The sequence below is a fragment of the Nostoc sp. genome (assembly GCF_036919895.1).
In the GTDB taxonomy this organism is placed as follows: Bacteria; Cyanobacteriota; Cyanobacteriia; order Cyanobacteriales; family Nostocaceae; genus Nostoc.
Genome location: NZ_JBALBW010000029.1, coordinates 17712 through 34464, shown reverse-complemented (window position 1 = coordinate 34464; position 16753 = coordinate 17712). Strand labels below are relative to the sequence as shown.

The 16753-nt window shown below is 42.4% G+C and carries 14 protein-coding genes; 4 read left to right on the top strand and 10 right to left on the bottom strand.

Features of this window, described 5'->3' with window-relative positions; all coding sequences use genetic code 11:
• Positions 1–95: 95 nt before the first annotated feature.
• From V7K55_RS05205 to V7K55_RS05195, 3 genes are all read right to left on the bottom strand, one after another.
• Entirely contained in the window at positions 96–833 is a 738-nt protein-coding gene (locus V7K55_RS05205; protein ID WP_334828891.1) for a DUF2232 domain-containing protein, read from the bottom strand.
• 13 nt (positions 834–846) lie between these two features.
• Complete coding sequence (locus V7K55_RS05200; RefSeq protein WP_334828889.1) at positions 847–1086, bottom strand: hypothetical protein; 240 nt, start codon at positions 1084–1086, stop codon at positions 847–849.
• 136 nt (positions 1087–1222) lie between these two features.
• Positions 1223–1924: a Crp/Fnr family transcriptional regulator gene (locus tag V7K55_RS05195; RefSeq protein WP_334828887.1), complete on the bottom strand. Its 702-nt coding sequence runs from the start codon at positions 1922–1924 to the stop codon at positions 1223–1225.
• Positions 1925–2608: 684 nt separating this feature from the next.
• Between V7K55_RS05195 and V7K55_RS05190 the strand changes: the two genes are divergently transcribed.
• Entirely contained in the window at positions 2609–6745 is a 4137-nt protein-coding gene (locus tag V7K55_RS05190) for a hypothetical protein (protein ID WP_334828885.1), read from the top strand.
• Positions 6746–7064: 319 nt separating this feature from the next.
• Positions 7065–7718: a sugar transferase gene (locus V7K55_RS05185; RefSeq protein WP_334828883.1), complete on the top strand. Its 654-nt coding sequence runs from the start codon at positions 7065–7067 to the stop codon at positions 7716–7718.
• Between the two features lie 47 nt (positions 7719–7765).
• Here the strand turns inward: V7K55_RS05185 and V7K55_RS05180 are convergent, their stop codons facing one another.
• The gene (locus V7K55_RS05180) at positions 7766–8602 is read right to left on the bottom strand and encodes a carbohydrate ABC transporter permease (protein ID WP_334828881.1); all 837 of its coding nucleotides are present in this window, start codon (positions 8600–8602) and stop codon (positions 7766–7768) included.
• A 50-nt stretch (positions 8603–8652) separates the two neighbouring features.
• Here V7K55_RS05180 and V7K55_RS05175 point away from each other — a divergent pair, with 50 nt between their 5' ends.
• Positions 8653–9123 (top strand): hypothetical protein, encoded by a 471-nt coding sequence (locus V7K55_RS05175; protein ID WP_334828879.1) that lies wholly within the window; start codon positions 8653–8655, stop codon positions 9121–9123.
• A 203-nt stretch (positions 9124–9326) separates the two neighbouring features.
• Here the strand turns inward: V7K55_RS05175 and V7K55_RS05170 are convergent, their stop codons facing one another.
• From V7K55_RS05170 to V7K55_RS05145, 6 genes are all read right to left on the bottom strand, one after another.
• A complete protein-coding gene (locus tag V7K55_RS05170; protein WP_334828877.1) occupies positions 9327–10337 on the bottom strand; it encodes a catalase family protein in 1011 nt (336 codons plus the stop codon).
• A 37-nt stretch (positions 10338–10374) separates the two neighbouring features.
• Positions 10375–10950 (bottom strand): 5-formyltetrahydrofolate cyclo-ligase, encoded by a 576-nt coding sequence (locus tag V7K55_RS05165; RefSeq protein WP_334828875.1) that lies wholly within the window; start codon positions 10948–10950, stop codon positions 10375–10377.
• 72 nt (positions 10951–11022) lie between these two features.
• Entirely contained in the window at positions 11023–11967 is a 945-nt protein-coding gene (locus V7K55_RS05160) for a GDP-L-fucose synthase family protein (RefSeq protein ID WP_334828873.1), read from the bottom strand.
• Positions 11968–11991: 24 nt separating this feature from the next.
• Positions 11992–13071, bottom strand: a complete 1080-nt coding sequence (gene gmd / locus V7K55_RS05155) for a GDP-mannose 4,6-dehydratase (protein ID WP_334828871.1) — start codon at positions 13069–13071, stop codon at positions 11992–11994.
• A gap of 364 nt (positions 13072–13435) precedes the next feature.
• Entirely contained in the window at positions 13436–14194 is a 759-nt protein-coding gene (locus V7K55_RS05150; protein ID WP_094330131.1) for a sugar transferase, read from the bottom strand.
• 99 nt (positions 14195–14293) lie between these two features.
• Positions 14294–15448: a glycosyltransferase gene (locus tag V7K55_RS05145; protein ID WP_334828869.1), complete on the bottom strand. Its 1155-nt coding sequence runs from the start codon at positions 15446–15448 to the stop codon at positions 14294–14296.
• A 251-nt stretch (positions 15449–15699) separates the two neighbouring features.
• Here V7K55_RS05145 and V7K55_RS05140 point away from each other — a divergent pair, with 251 nt between their 5' ends.
• Positions 15700–16641 carry an NAD-dependent epimerase/dehydratase family protein gene (locus V7K55_RS05140; RefSeq protein ID WP_334828867.1) on the top strand — a complete coding sequence of 314 codons (942 nt, stop codon included), beginning with the start codon at positions 15700–15702 and terminating at the stop codon, positions 16639–16641.
• Positions 16642–16753: the final 112 nt, after the last annotated feature.

The following is a 16753-nucleotide window of genomic DNA, read 5'->3' as shown; positions in this document are numbered from 1 at the left end:
TCCTGTGAAGCGTCAACCCGCCAGGAATTCATACAGTTAAGTCTGTTTGATTAGATTGGAATCCTCACGCCTTCAGGCTGAGGAGGATGTCAATATCATTCATAATCCATGAGGACTTGTACCCAGTGTGGTGGACGGGGAATAGGGTTTCCCAGACGGTCAAAAAGAAACCATGCTGCGAGGTGTACCACAAAAAGGTAGATAAAGTTGTTGAGTAGAATCAGAGCGATCGCTCCCACTTGAATCAAAAACACGCTGGGACTCGCCAATAAACTCAGCTTTAAAAATACCCACTCAATGAACTCAGTCACTTGGGTAATCACATAAATCCATAGGTCTTCACCCGACAAAACGGACAGCAACCACAGCCGAAAAAAAACTCCTAAAGTACCCAACAGCGTACCCAAGGTGATAGAAACAATCCAGGGAACACGACGACGATACCATGTCGCTCCCAAAAGCACGCCCATGAACCCATAGGGCATAACAAACAGCAAACTGCGGGCTGGCCCCATCAGTACCGTTAACAGTAAACCAGAAGTGAGTGCTGCCATCCATGCCGCCCGCTTGCCCCAACGGAGATAAACTAGAGCGATCGGCACTGGAAAAAATATCCGCAAAACTGGCCCCAAGGGAAAGTAGAAATTAATAAACCAAATTAAGCTAGCAGTACTGGCTAAAAATGCCGTTTCTACCATCCTTAATGGTGTATCAGCCTTGATTTTAGGAGGCATTAATTGCTGTTCTTTGTCTAACCAATGATTGTGGGGAGTTTGAGATTCAGGCGATGGATCTTCCTCCGGCTCATCTGGCAGAGAATCTAAAATACTCATATCTGACAAGTTCTTAACGAATCGCACTCCCCACCATCAATGTACTCATAGGGTGGGGATTGTGAGCGGGTGATTTCTCTGGTAAAATACTTAGGGTTTTGACCGTCAATGCCATAAGCGAAAACCAAGCTAACAGATGAGGCACTCCGCCCTTGCGGGTTCCCCGACTTGAAGGAAGTGCCGAACCCGTAGGGGTACATGTTGCATCGCCTTTGGCGTTTCCTCTTTTCCCAAAGGGAGAGGCTAGCGCCAAGGGAGAAGAAAAAGATTTGGGTCTTGGGAATCAAACTCCTGCCCTTGGAGGGAATGTCAGACCAATAGAACTACGGAGTGCTGGAGGCTATTCCCGATGAATTGGGAATTCCCGTCCGTTTATACGACAGGGCAGTTCACACGATCATTCTTTCTAAGGCTGACAAATCGGGAATACAAACAGTGTCTTGATCCCGTTTAATCAAGCCTTTTTTTTCTAGCCTTGTTAACACTCGTGTCACAGTTTCCCGCGCCAGTCCGCTCAAACTACTCAATTCCCGATGAGGTAAATTGGGGATTTCTGTTCCTGTTTGGCCTTTTTTTCCCTGTCCTTCTGCCAAAAATAGCAACGTATCTGCCACCCGTGATTGGCTATCAGATTCCCGCAACCGCAATCGGCGATTGACTTGCCGCAAACGTCGTGCCATTAGTTGCGCCAATCGAACTCCTGCCAAGGGTTCTATATGAAGTAACTTGACAAAATCTTGAGCAGGCATACTGCCAATTACTGTCGGAGCTAAGGTAATCACATCTGTGGAGCGAGGGACTTCATCTAGCGCCGCCATTTCACCAAATAATTCCCCTTTGCCAAGAATATTCAGTGTTACCTCTTTTCCTTCTAGATTATAGGTACGAATTTTTACCCATCCGTCTAGAATAAAATACACAGAACCACCCCAGTCATTTTCCAGCAGAATTACCTGATTAGCTGGGTGAGTGCGGGTGACAAGATGGATGAGAGCTGATTCTACAGCAGTTTCTGGCAACCCTTGAAAAAAGGGAGCCGAGGCGATCATCCAGGGATTAGCCTGTGCTTGCAAGCTATATCGGTCTTCCATTACCACATTTTTATTCAAGCTGCTATATAAACACAACAAAAAAAAGCGCCATTCTTAGCCTAAGCTATCATTGCATAGCTCCCTTTCAAAGAGAAAACTAAACTATGCTACATAAGAAAGCGACAAGAACGTTTTTCTGAACAATCTTTACCTATAAGTGAAAACGGGGTAAAAGTTTTGCAAAAAGTAGTTTATAGCCGACGGTTGTATTGTTTAGGGGCTAGCTGCACTGCAAACTTGATTAGTTAAAAATATAGGCAAACAACATCAATGATACTAAAGCTAGTAAATTATTGCTCAGGTATTTTACCGATTTTCAAAAATAGGCAACGAAGAACTGTAAAACTCGTGAAGAAGGCAGAAGGCAGGATAGCGCAGCCTAAAACCTGTGGCATAGCAACTCTTAGAGACACGTAGCTTGCTTCTTTGCAGGAGTCCACGAGCGTCGGGTAGTATTCCTCTCTCTTGAACTACCTATTTTATTTAACAAAAGCTGACTGAAGATTGCCAGTACTCCCAGTAATCCATAACATAATGACAGTCATAAGTCCAAGCAGCGGCTTTTGCCACTCAAAACTTCTCCTATGGTCGATGCTGCACGTAGCTTGCTTTTCAGCAGGGGTATAGTAATTGTGAAGTAATTGCCATATTAGTTGACATCCGTTTTTAGGTAAGGTGATAAAAGTGACTTCCAGTGCAGATGAAATTCAAAAGCTGATCGCAGACATTGACAACTTACTTGCCAGTGGTGGCAAGCGCTTGTCTAGATTTCTGCCTGGTCAGGCGCAGGAGCCTAAAGAAGTTTTAGAACGAATTCGCAACTTCTTGGTGAGGCTGCAAGAAAAAGAAGCATTAGAAAACGGCATTCCAAATCAATCTTCTGAAGAACCGCCATCGCCTTTATTAACAAAATTTATCGATCGAGGTTATAACCAGTATCCATTACCGCCGCTCGAATCCAATCAGGAACTGAGTCCCGTTGGAGCCGGACAATTAAAAAGTGAATTTTCGAGCTTGCTCCAACCATTGCGATCGGAATTGGAAGGGCTATTGCAAGAGCGAACTACTCTCCTACAGGAAATTCGGCAACTAGAGCAAAGGCGATTACAAAACTACTCCTTAGCGCAGCAGTTGACAAACCAGGATCAAATGATTACCGAGTTTTTACAGGTACTCATGAGTCGCCTTGTGCCAACTTTAACGCCACTGTTAACACAAACCTTGGCAAATTCCTCGAGTTCATCAGAAGTCATTAATTACGCCAACTCAGAATCACCAACCTCTGCAACTCAACCTTTATTAGAATCAGCAGACCGTGTAGAGCAGTTAACCCAGCTAGCCAGGGAGTTGGATCAACGCTTATTATCATTAGATGGAACTGTGAATGTAGTATTTGAGGCACTACAGCGCAACATTAATACTTATTACGAATCTCTGTCGCAAGCACTGGCAAGGATGCATAGCAAGGGAATGCAAGGCGAACAGATGATGGCCAGCTTCCTCAACAATTTGACCCAGCATTTACAGCAAGAATCCTCTAGCTCCCCGTCATCTTTCCCAGAAGCACAATCTGATACACCACGATCGCCATCATTGGCCGATCCAGCCGAGATTGCTGCTGAACTTAAGCTCCAACCCTTGGATCTGATCCAGCCAGAAACTTCATCTCCACTCACAATTAATTCTGAGCAACAGGATACTTCCCTCACAGAGGATTTAGATGAAGTGCTGTTGCAGCTTGGCTTAGACTCGTCTCAATCTTCTGAAAACCAAACCGAACTACCACAAGATATTTCTGCATTAGTTGGTGATGAAGTAGACCAACTTTACGCCAGTTTGTTTGGTACTGGTGATGTCAATAATCTAAGTCTCGATCTAGCCACAAATGACTTATCTGCTTCCATAGCCTCCCAGTCAACGTTGAACATCGCTGAGAGTCTATCTGTCTCTCAAAACGTTGATTCTACGGTTGTGACACCAAATACAGGTATTTCAGCCCAAGAGACTTTAGTAGAAACTAGAAATTCATTCTCAGAGCCACAAGAAAAACTATTTTTTGAAGAGGATACTGACCTAGATTCGCCTCTAAGCTTTTCTACACCACAAACAGATTCCCCTACACAACTCGATACTCAGCAAGCTAGTTTTTTTGAAGAGGATACTGACCTAGATTCGTCTCTAAGCTTTTCTACACCACAAACAGATTCCCCTACACAACTTGACACTCAGCCAGCTAGTGTTGATACAATTAATACCCTAACTGAGCTATTGCCTGATGCAGGCAGCAAGCAGCAATTGCTGGACGTATCATCCTTTATGGATAATGCCACAATTACAGCACCAGTTACTCCAGAAATTGCGTTGGCAAAGCCTACCGTTAGCATAGCGTCTCGCACAAAAAGGATCGCCAAACCGGAAGTCACACCAGAAGTATCGATCGACAACGATCGGCCAGAATCGTTTGTAGATAACTATATTGCTGCTTCGCCACAAGAAAACTTACTTTGTGTTGAGTCAAACCAGGCTACAGTCGTACCTGATATTTCTTTAGATGAAGAACAGTTGCAGCAATTAGATCGGGATTTGGCTAATTTTGATCGGCAGCTAAATTTTGAGTCGGAGCCAACTACCAACTTAGATATTTTATCGGAACTAGTTGATAAAACTCAAGACACAATTCCCACAACTCCCCCTGAACCACAAACAGAAAATACCTCAACTGCTGCTTTATCCAGTTTGGCAGTTACCCAGGTAGAAACTGAAGAACAAAAGGAAGTTCCAACTCCTGTTCAAGATAGTTCTTTCCCTTCAATTTCCAACTCCATCAACAATCCAGAAGTTTCGCTCAATGTTCTAGAACCAGTCTGGTATTTAGGAATTGATTTAGGGACAACAGGAATTTCTGCTGCATTATTAAATCGCTCAACTTTTCTTGTGCATCCTATCTATTGGTCAGCAGAAAATCCGCCGGGAACAAGTTCTTTCCAGCAATCGTTTCGTTTACCAACAGAGGTTTATCTTCCTACAGCTTCTGTACCCCAAGGAGAAAATGAAAGTATTGAAGTCCACGAGCAGACAGCACCTGCGGCTGTTGCTCAAGATAAAGCGCCTGACCAATCATCCACTCCTGCAATACCTAGAACCACAGCAGATTCGACAACAAATAATCTCTACTCAGCACAGTTGAAGCCCTATTTACAAGTAGCCATTCCATACAAAAATGAACGGCAAAAATGGGAACCTGTTTTGCAATTAAATGAATTTTCGGCAGGGCCTTTAATTTGGGTTGTGCGATCGCTCTCTAAGCTACTATTAACCCTGAAATCTGAAAAAACAAGTACCACCCCTAATTTAATGGCTGCTGCGCTGGGGATCGGCGAATCAGATTTTCCGCAGATTATCAATAATATTGCTGGTGTAATTTGCACCTGTCCATCTAGTTGGTCGGAACAATACCGCTTTAACGTCCGGGAGGCTTTACTCACCAGCAAACTTATCCAACATCCGCAGCAAGTCTTTTTTGTGGAAGAAGCGATCGCTAGTCTACTCCCGGAACTTGATGCTGTTAGCGGTGAGCAAGTAAAATTAAGCGAACATCAAGGTTCTCATCCGGTAAAAACCAGCGAACATCCGATTGTTGGGAACACCCTGGTAATTAACATTGGGACAACTGCCACAGAAATGTTGCTGGTCGATGTCCCAGAAAGCTTGGTGCAGTTGACATACAATGATTTCATGCTCCACAGTTTTGCTTATGCTGGCAAGGGAATTGAACAAGATATTATTTGCCAGTTGTTATTGCCACCTAAATCTCGGCAATCACGCAGAGAAACGCAAAGCGATGCCTGCGGCGGGCTACGCCTACGCAAAACTACTAGCAGTAATCCTTGGCAATGGCAACCGTCAATTCCCGGTTTAGACCAAATGCGTTGGCAGAGTTTAGGTTTGGAAGACTTAGGACTACCCAGAGTCGGAGAACCAGATATCACCGCCCGAATTCGCCTCCAGCAGCGTCTAGAAAGTTCTCTACTGGGACAGGGAGTATTAGATGCAGCACTAGCCCTGAAGCTGATTTTGCAACACCAAGAATCTTTTACCCTGGAATTGGCCGATCAGCAGTGGATTTTGCAGCGACGAGATTTAGAAAGCCAGGTATTTATCCCCTTTGTGCGCCGCCTGAACCGAGAACTCAATAAATTATTGGTAGCTCGTGGTATCCCTACAGAAGCAATTAATCAAGCAATCCTAACTGGTGGGGTGGCTTGTATAGGGACAGTGAACCGTTGGTTAAGGCAAAAACTCCCTAACGCTAAGATTATTCAAGATTCATATCTCGGCGAAAATGGCGCTCCTAATTGCAGTCGCGTTGCTTATGGTTTGGCGATGCTGCCCCTACACCCCCAGATATTAGATATACCCAGGCAACAATACACTGATTATTTCCTATTTACCGAATTGCTGCGGCTACTACCAGATCGTCCCTTATCTTTCGGTGAAGTTATCCAGTTATTTGAGGGTCGTGGGATCAATACTCGCACTTGTCAACAACGCCTGCTGGCTTTTTTGGAAGGTGAACTGCCTTCGGGATTGATCCCTTCAGTTACAGGTTCAACTTGGCTAACCCAGAATTCACAAGAAAATCCTGATTATCAAGCGATCGCTACAGCACCACTTTTTGAAAAACAAGGGAGTCTTACCTATCGTCCCAATTCCCAACAACTGTTATCTTTGCGTCGCTATCTAGATGCGATCAAGGCTAGTAATCAGCAATCACTGGAGGAACCATATACAGTGAATTTCGCCTTAGAGGTTCATCATTGAGACTAGTGCATCACGCTAGAAACAAGAATAAGAATACTACTCAAAATTCAAAATGCTTACTTTATAAGCATTTTGAATTTTTGGAAGTGTACCTCTAAAACTATCTTTTTTATCTGATGTCAAAAATACTGTAAATTTACAATATGTTACTTTAATTAAAAGATTCTGTAAACTTTGGGTTTTCAGTGTTTATTTTCCTGAAAATTTGTGTACATTCATACTCGGTAGTAGCGACAAAAGCAGTAAAAACCGCCTATAAATTATCTCCATGTCTACACTACTAATGCAAAAATCCCTGTTATAAAATAAGTTAGCCCTTGTGAATAATCTTTCTCTTTATTCAATTAATTGTTCGCAACAGCCTTTACACCCGTCAACTTTAAGCGTGAGAAAACGGTTAATTGACATTGTTGGAGCCATTGTGGGGCTGATTATTACATTTATGGTATCAATCCCTGTGGCGATCGCTACCTTTATTGATGAGCCAAGTCCAATATTTTATTCCCAAATTCGCTGTGGTTTGAACGGAAAAACTTTTCGCATCTGGAAATTCCGTTCCATGATCGTTGATGCCGAAAAACTCAAGCATTTGGTTGAAAACCAAGCCAAAGGTCACATCTTTAAATCTGCTGACGATCCTCGCATTACCCCTGTGGGTAAGTTTTTGCGGCGCACCAGTTTAGATGAGTTTCCCCAATTTTGGAATGTTCTGGTAGGAGACATGAGTTTAGTTGGTACTCGTCCACCCACCCCTGATGAAGTCAGCAATTACGATCCACACCACTGGGATAGATTACGAGTTAAACCAGGTATGACCGGAGAATGGCAGGCTAATGGTCGTTCAAGCATTTCAGACTTTGAAACCATTGTCAAGATGGATATAGATTATCAACGCAAGTGGTCTGTAACTTATGACCTGAGTCTGATTGTTAAAACTATCTGGGTGGTATTGAAAAAGACTGGTGCTTATTAAATTTGTCAGTTGTCATTATCCGCCTTTTCGCATCTCCACTTTTTTATTCAACCCTTGACACCGCTACCAGTTTCCGTGGGAACAATGTAACGTTGTAGAAATAAAAATAATAATAATACTGGAGCGATCGCAATCACTGAACCAGCAGCTACCAACCGCCAATCAAGGGAAAATGTACCGGCTAGCTTTGCGACTCCCAAGGGAAGAGTGTATAAATTTTCATCTTGGATGACAATTAAAGGCCATAAAAAGTCACTCCAAGCACCAATGAATACAAAAATAGCTAAAGTTACCAATGCTGGGCGAATTGCTGGTAACATAATATGCCACCACAAACCTAACTCCGAACTGCCATCCATTCGGGCGGCTTCTTCTATCTCTTTGGGGACACTCATGAAAGCTTGGCGCAAGAGAAAAATGCCAAAGGCAGAAGCTAAACTCGGAAAAATCATCCCTAAATAACTATTTCTCAAACCCAACTGGACTGTCAAAATATAGAGGGGAATCATCACGATTTGGAAGGGAATCATAATCGTGGAGACAATCGCTACAAAAATCCAGTCTCGCCCCACAAACGACAATCTAGCCAAAGGATAGGCAGCTAAAGCGCAAAACAGGAGATTTAAGCCAACCGTCAGCACTGACACCAAAGTACTGTTATACAGGTATTGCCCAAAGGGTAGAGAGTTCCACACACTAACAAAATTATCTAGTGTCGGTTGACTAGGTAATAACTGTGGCGGCGACTGTAAGATATTTTCTGTCGGCGATTTCAAGGCTGTGCTAACTAGCCATAGTAAAGGAAAGAGCATCACCAGTGCGATCGCTCCCAATAGCCCATACATTAGCAGAATCTGCGATCGTGATTTTTTCCAGTTCAGCATTTGATTAATAACCTAAATACTCTAAACCTACTATTTTGGGATATTAAAAGATGAATTTAGAACTTGAACAGAAGCTTTGGAATGCAGGAAAAGAAGAAAAAGCATACAGCAAAGAAACATGGTATGAAATCATAGATTCTCTATTAGATGATTTTCATCAGTTTGTTGGCCACGATTTTTACCGCGATAGTCAAATTCAATTAAATATTGAAAACCCCAATTGTCCATCATTTGGTCGTTGGATATGGACTGATGAAAAAGGAAAATTCCCTCTATCTGTAACTTGGTCAGCCTTAATTGGTGGCGATATTATAGGAACTGAAGAGTCGGGGGATATTTTTCATGCTAGCATTGTACTATTTTTATTCGATACTACTGGTAACAATCGGTTACGTTTAAAAACAGGCGAAAGCTTTCTTTCATTTGCTTTTGAAAAACAATCTAATCATAATCATAATGGGCATTGGCGTAGTCTTGGCTGGTGTAAGGATGAATGGGGTGAATGGGAAAATCTTGGTTAATGTGAAATAGTCCAATACATTCTTAAGTAAGTGACATTCCACTTTCATCTGTAAATGCAGAGACGGAATTTTTTCCGTCTCTACAAGAGTTTTGGTTGCATAAGTAATAACTTTTATACCTCAAATCAGCAACGCAAAAAATGGTATCTAATCAAGTAGGCTTATAGCCTATCATCCTACAGTTTTAAATCAAATTATAGTGGTTAATCTTCAATCGCCACATAAGGTTGTGGTTCCCGCAAGCGTTGGGCAATTTGTTCTCGTCGATACTTTGCAAGCTCGCTGTAAAGCCTCTTGCGAGAAAGATTTACACTTCCAACAGGCTCATGCTCTAGTAATGTATGCCAAGGAGAAAACAGCAAACCCTCATCTAAACGTTTGCGTTCTTCAAAGTCAAATTTCTGGCTGAAAATGCGGACAGTCGCAACTTTAATAAACGGTGAATCTGCTTCTTGCCATTCTTTAACATGGTCTTCAATTGGCGTTTTCTCATCATCTACATAAAACTGAATAAAGAAGTCAAAAGATGCTTCTTTACCTTCTTCAGTCAAATATTTTACTATTGCTTCCCGAAGGTAATTTTCTGATTCGGGTAGTGTTTCGGGTGGTTGTTCAGGCTGTTGAGATTTGACAGATAGTTTTACAATGTGATCGCCAAACTTAAATGGAGCCATACTCCAATATTGAATTAAAAGCGGATTTCCTACTTTATTGCTGCCAATTTTTTGCAAGATTGCAAAGGCGTAACCAAGTTCCTGCAAGCGCTCTGGGCTAAGTTGTCCACTCCCGGCTCTGGAAAGATCGGCGTAATCACGAACATCTTTGGTCAAGAAAATCGGATAATTGTTGAGGATAAAATCTTGAGTTTTTTCTTCATCATCCAGAACTTTTTGCCCGTCCACATTCATCACCTTGATGGCGATACCGCGAACATCCGGCTGGCTATCGGAGGTGAATTCACCACGCTTTTTAGGCGAACCACCACTAGAGAAACGAATCCATGCAGGATAGGTTTGGGGCGTTTTAAACAAACCTACTCTCAAGTCTTCAGGAAGATTCGGTTCAATAATAAACTCTCCTCCCAGAAGTCCATGACTTTTACTATGAATTTGGCGGAGGTCTGGGCCTGTTTTTTGTTGAGCTTGGAGACTATTTGCAATAATCTCGTCAATTATTGCTTCCTGCTCAATGGTAGATGATGTTGGGTTAGTCATAAAACATTTGATAATGTGCCTTCATTATCCTGAATCTTCAAGCTTTCCCAGTCAATCCGGTTTCTGTAGAAATAGCTTGTAGTGGTTTATCCCAAGGTTCAATAGGTATTTGGGACAAATAGGCAAAATCAAAGACAATTCCGATAGTCGGTTTTGTGTTCCACTGCGGTAAACTGAGCAAGCGATCGTAATATCCGCCGCCATAACCCAGGCGATATCCTTGATAGTCGCAAGCGACACTGGGGACAAGAATCAAATCTACTTCAGCAGCATCTAAGATTGGAGCGTCAGGGTGTGGTTCAGTAATGCCATAAGCGCCACTTTGGACAGAATCGCCAGGTGTCCAAATATGCCAACACAAGGATTTATCAACGCAGCGAGGAAATCCCCAACGATATTTGGTGTTTGCAAATAGTGGACTGAGGTCAGGTTCTTGGCGAAAGCTGAAATAAACAAGTATTGTTTTTGCTTGGGTGAATAAAGTAGAGTTTTGTAAATGAGAGCATAAGCGATCGCTTTTTTCTCTCCATTCTCCAACAGACATTGATTGGCGTGTTTTAAGTAGAGTGCGACGTAGTTCTGCTTTATTTTGTTGACGAGCAACTTTGTCCATAAAATTTATAGTATCAAACAAATAAGCTGGGCAATGCCCAGCTTATTACACCCTACATTCACCAGTACATCGTTATGCAGCGTGTTGACGATACCACTCAATGGTATTCTTTAACCCTTCCTCAAAGCCCACCTGAGCCGTGAAATTAAAGGCTTGCTTTGCCCGTTCAGTATCCAAACAACGGCGGGGTTGACCATTAGGCTTGTCAGTTTGCCAAACAATTTCACCCTTAAACTCCATCAATTTGCAGATTATAGTTATTAAATCAAGGATGGAGATTTCGTAACCCGTTCCCAAGTTAACTGGTTCCAAGTCATTATAGAATTGAGTCCCCATAACAATTCCCCTTGCTGCATCTTCTGAATACAGAAACTCACGGGTAGGACTGCCATCACCCCAAACTGGGAGTTGCTTTTCGCCCTTAATTTGGGCTTCGTGAACTTTGCGAATTAACGCTGGAATAACATGAGAACTTCCAGGGTCAAAGTTATCTTCTGGGCCATATAAATTCACTGGCAGTAGGTAAATTCCATTAAAACCGTACTGCTGGCGGTAAGATTGCAATTGAACTAAAAGCGCTTTTTTAGCAATTCCGTAGGGAGCGTTGGTTTCTTCTGGGTAGCCATTCCAAAGATCGTCTTCTTTAAATGGCACTGGGGTAAATTTAGGATAGGCGCAGATTGTGCCAACACAAACAAATTTTTCTACTCCAGCTTGATAGGCAGCATGAATGAGGTGCGTACCCATGATCAAGTTATCGTAGAACAACTCTGCGGGTTTTTCGCGATTTAAACCGATACCACCCACATGTGCTGCTAAGTGGATAATTATGTCTTGCTGGTCAACTGCCCGTTGGCTATTTTCCCAAACACGTAGATCGCAATCGCGCGATCGCACTATTGTAATCTTCTCACGATCGGCCCCTGCTTTACACAGTTGATCTATCACCTGACGACCTAGAAACCCCGACCCACCAGTGACGAGAATTCGTTGATTTTTTAGTTCTAAGGCGGTCATATTTTTTATCCTCTGTGGTTCAAATCAGAAGTGCAAAGCGCCCAGTTCTTGACGAACAGTAGCAATATCATGTGGAAATTGCGAACCATTTCCATTGGGTGAAGTGTGACCCAATGCCTGTAAGTCTGCTTCTACCATTAAGGAAACTAGTTCTTCAAAGGTTACTGATGTTTTCCAGCCCAACTTCTGGCGTGCTTTTGTAGAATCGCCAATCAGTAAATCTACCTCAGATGGACGGAGGTAACGCTCATCAAACTCTACATAATCTTGCCAATTAAGATTTACATAACTAAATGCCAATTCCAAAAACTCCCGCACCGAGTGGGTTTCACCAGTAGAAATTACGAAATCGTCAGGTTGGTCTTCCTGCAACATCAACCACATTGCTTTCACGTAATCTTTTGCATAGCCCCAATCTCGCTTGGAATCTAGATTACCCATGTAAATCTTTTTCTGCTTACCAGCAACGATACCAGCCACAGCTCTAGTAATTTTGCGGGTTACAAAGGTTTCACCCCGTCTTGGTGACTCGTGGTTAAAAAGTATACCGTTACAAGCAAATAAATTATAAGACTCACGATAATTTACAGTTTGCCAATGGGCGTAAACTTTTGCACAGGCATAGGGACTGCGAGGATAAAAGGGCGTTGTCTCAGTTTGAGGTACTGCTTGTACTAAACCGTACATCTCTGAAGAACCCGCCTGGTAAAATCGCACCTGAATTCCAGTTCGGTGTTGGTAGTCTCTAATTGCTTCCAACAGACGCAGCGTCCCCATTCCTACAGCATCCACCGTATATTCTGGTGAATCAAAGCTTACTCTGACATGGGATTGAGCGCCGAGGTTGTAAATCTCTACTGGTTTGACTTCTTCTAAAATACGCCGCAACGTTGTACCATCTGTCAAGTCACCGTAGTGAAGAAACAACCGCACCCCGTCTTTGTGGGGGTCTTCATAAATGTGATCGATGCGGTCTGTGTTGAAGGTAGAAGTTCGGCGAATAATTCCATGAACCTCATAACCTTTTTCTAGTAAAAACTCACTCAAATATGAACCGTCTTGACCAGTGATACCAGTAATCAACGCTCGCTTCTGTTGCGTCATGCTCAATTATCCCTTATTATCTTTGATTAAAAAGTTACAGGCAATCTGATACAACCTAGCAGCTAATTACTGAATTGCCTAATGGGAAACCTACGAGTTCTTGTTGTTATGAGAATTTTTCCGTAAATAAATATACTTAACAAAAAGTAATTTAATCCGTAAGCTCAACCTTAAAATAAACCAGGATTGTTTAAGTATGTATATTTTTCTTTTATCAGATATATCAACATTCTTTTTATATACGTCGTTTTTTTTGCCAAAATTTCATATATATCTGGTTTTGTGAAGACTAAATAAAATAGGTATTTGAAATTAGGTTTTTAGGGGCATTAACTGCCCCAGCTCGTCGCCCCTAAGTATTTACTCAGTATGCCCCGTTATTTTTTGGTAGAATTACCACATCAACAGTTTTCAAGATGATCCATAAATCAAGCCAGAAATTCCTAAATTTGACATAATGCAGGTCTATTTGGACTCTCCGAGGATAGGGAATATCATTACGCCCAGATACCTGCCACAAACCAGTAATTCCTGGACGGATTGTTAAAATCTCATCAATGTGACAACCATATTTTGGCAGTTCTTCTGCTACCAAGGGTCGGGGGCCGACTACACTCATATCCCCTTTTAAAACGTTCCAGAACTGGGGAAATTCGTCTAAGCTAGTAATTCGCAAAAATCGACCAATTTTGGTAATCCGGGGGTCTTGTTTCAGCTTAAAACTGCTCTCAAATTCTTGTCGTAATTCGGGCGATGTTTCCATCATTTGCATGAGGATTTCGTCCGCATTGCTTACCATTGTTCGGAATTTAATACAATTAAACGCTTTGTAATTTTTCCCTACCCGTTCCTGGACATAAAAAATTGGGCCTTCTGAGCTAAAGGCAATCAGCAAGGTCAAAATTAAGTAGACGGGAAAGAACAAAATTAATACCGACAGCGAAAACACTATATCGAACAGTCGTTTGGCAAACTCTCCGTTTAAACCCTGAAAAGATAAACCTTTGGGCTTAACTTTCGGCGTTTTTATTTTTTGACCGCGTTTTAAGAAAGTACGCGTAGACGCTCTAGTGTCTTGCCGTACGCCTCGCTTGCCGGAGAGGAGTGAGCTCTGGGCAGTCATCATACTCCTTAATAATCCACACCACACATAGTCCCAATATTAAAGCCAAAATGATGTGCTTCTGGGGGGAAATTGCCAAAAGCCTAAAAAAATCAGACGTTAACCAAGACCATCATTCCGAAAACGGTCTTTTTCGTTGCATTTGTTTACAAAATTTAGATAACGATCTGCAAAGATTTGCGGTGAAAACTGCGCGGCGTGCGATCGCATATACTCGGAACTGAATGAACCCTCATACATTTCAAACTTTTCTACTGCCTCCACCAAAGCCGCTTCTGTTTGCGTCTTGAAAAATATACCTGTCCCTGTATCCGCATCAGAGCGGATATCTCGCACTGTCTCTAAAGCACCCCCTGCACCATAAGCAATTACTGGCGTGCCGCAGGCTTGTGCCTCCACTAGGGCAATCCCAAAATCTTCACAAGCTGCATATACAAACGCCTTAGCGCTAGACATATATTTTTTTACCACATTATCGGGTTGCCATCCCAGTATTTGGATATTAGAGTTTGCCATTTCGCGGATCTTATTCATTTCATCTCCTGTACCAATGATTACTAGTGGTCGTTTGAGTTGATTAAAAGCCTTGACAATCAACGATATTTGTTTGTAACTCACTAATCGGGAAACTGTCAGGTAGAAGTCCTCTTTCTCAGACAGAAATGGGAATTCCGCGATATTCACTGGTGGGTAAATGACTGTTGCTTCTCGCCGATAGCAACGCCAAATCCGCCGAGCCGTATGTTGTGAGTTAGCAATGAAGTAATCAACGCGATTGGCACTCAATACATCCCACTGGCGCAAACGATGTAATAAATATCGTGTCACCCACCCAGGTAAACCACTACCCAGTTTGCTGGAGCGCAGATAATCAAAAGTCAAGTCCCAGGCGTAGCGCATAGGGCTGTGACAGTAGCAAATATGCATCTGTTCGGGAGTGGTCAGGATTCCTTTGGCAACAGCGTGAGATGAAGACAGAATTACGTCATAATGCCGCAAATCAAGTTGTTCGATTGCCAAGGGCCACAAAGGCAAGTATTTTTGTATACCGTTGCGGGCAGATGGAAAGTTCTGGAGAAACGTCTTGCCAATCTGACGGTTATATAAATAACTTTCCCTATTGCTGGATTCAAAATCGATCAGAGCATACAAATCAGCATCAATGTGATTCAAAATTTCTCGGACAACGAGTTCTGAACCACCTGTGGCTTTGGGTGTCAGCCACTCATGAACCAGAGCATATTTCAAGGGCACAGCTAAACAATTCAAAATTGAAGATAGTTTTTTTAGACTCCGACTGAAAAGTTTCCCTTTGTGATTAATTAACGGGAAGCGCACCAGATTAGCACATAGGACGCAATCTTTCCTTCAGATGTTCCAGATGGATGCTGCAACCTGATAACCTCAGATTGGAGTATTAGGGATTGGGAATGGTTATTTCTCCTTGTCTCCCCAGTCCCCAATCCCTAGCCCTTGACGACAACTGATATAGAAAAGGTGAATTTATGCGAATTCTAATTATGGGTGGTACTCGATTCATTGGTGTCTATTTGACTCAATTACTAGTGGAACAAGGACATGAGGTGGTGCTGTTCAATCGGGGAAATCGGACAGTACCTTCTTTACAGGGAGTAGGACAAATTATAGGCGATCGCACCGACGCTACCCAATTAAAAGCAAAGTTATCACAAGAAAACTTCGATGTCATTTTTGACAATAATGGCCGGGAACTTACTGATACTCAACCACTAGCGGAGATTTTTAAAGACCGAGTGCAACATTTTGTGTATATGAGTTCTGCGGGAGTGTATCTCAAATCTGACCAACTACCCCATGTCGAAGGAGATTTAGTAGATCCCAAAAGTCGCCATAAGGGTAAACATGAAACAGAAGCTTATCTAACTCAATTGGGATTGCCCTTTACCTCTATTCGTCCTACTTATATTTACGGGCCTCGTAATTATAATGAGTTAGAAGGCTGGTTTTTTGATAGAATTGTGCGCGATCGCCCGATTCCCATCCCCGGTAATGGGTTGCATATTACGCAGCTAGGGCATGTAAAAGACTTGGCACTAGCAATGACTCAGGTTTTGGGTAATCAACAGGCCATAGGGCAGATTTATAATATATCTGGCGATCGCTTTGTCACTTTTGATGGTTTAGCCCGTGCTAGTGCGATCGCGGCTGGCAAATCACCGGATGCTGTTAAAATCGTCCATTACGACCCTAAAAAGTTTGATTTCGGCAAACGCAAAGCTTTTCCGATGCGGGTGCAGCATTTCTTTGCTTCGGTGAATAAAGCACAAACAGAATTAAACTGGCATCCTGAATATGATTTGATTTCTGGGTTGCAAGACTCTTTGGAAAATGATTATTTAGCTAATACAAAAGACAAAGCTGATATTGATTTCTCTGTAGATGACGAGATTTTACAAGCTGTTTCATAACTAGATTCCCGACTTATTTAAATAAGTCGGGCATCTGAACCTTATATTTCATCTGGATTGATACCTAATTCACACATTTTTGTGAAGTAAAGATATATTGGAAAATGAACGA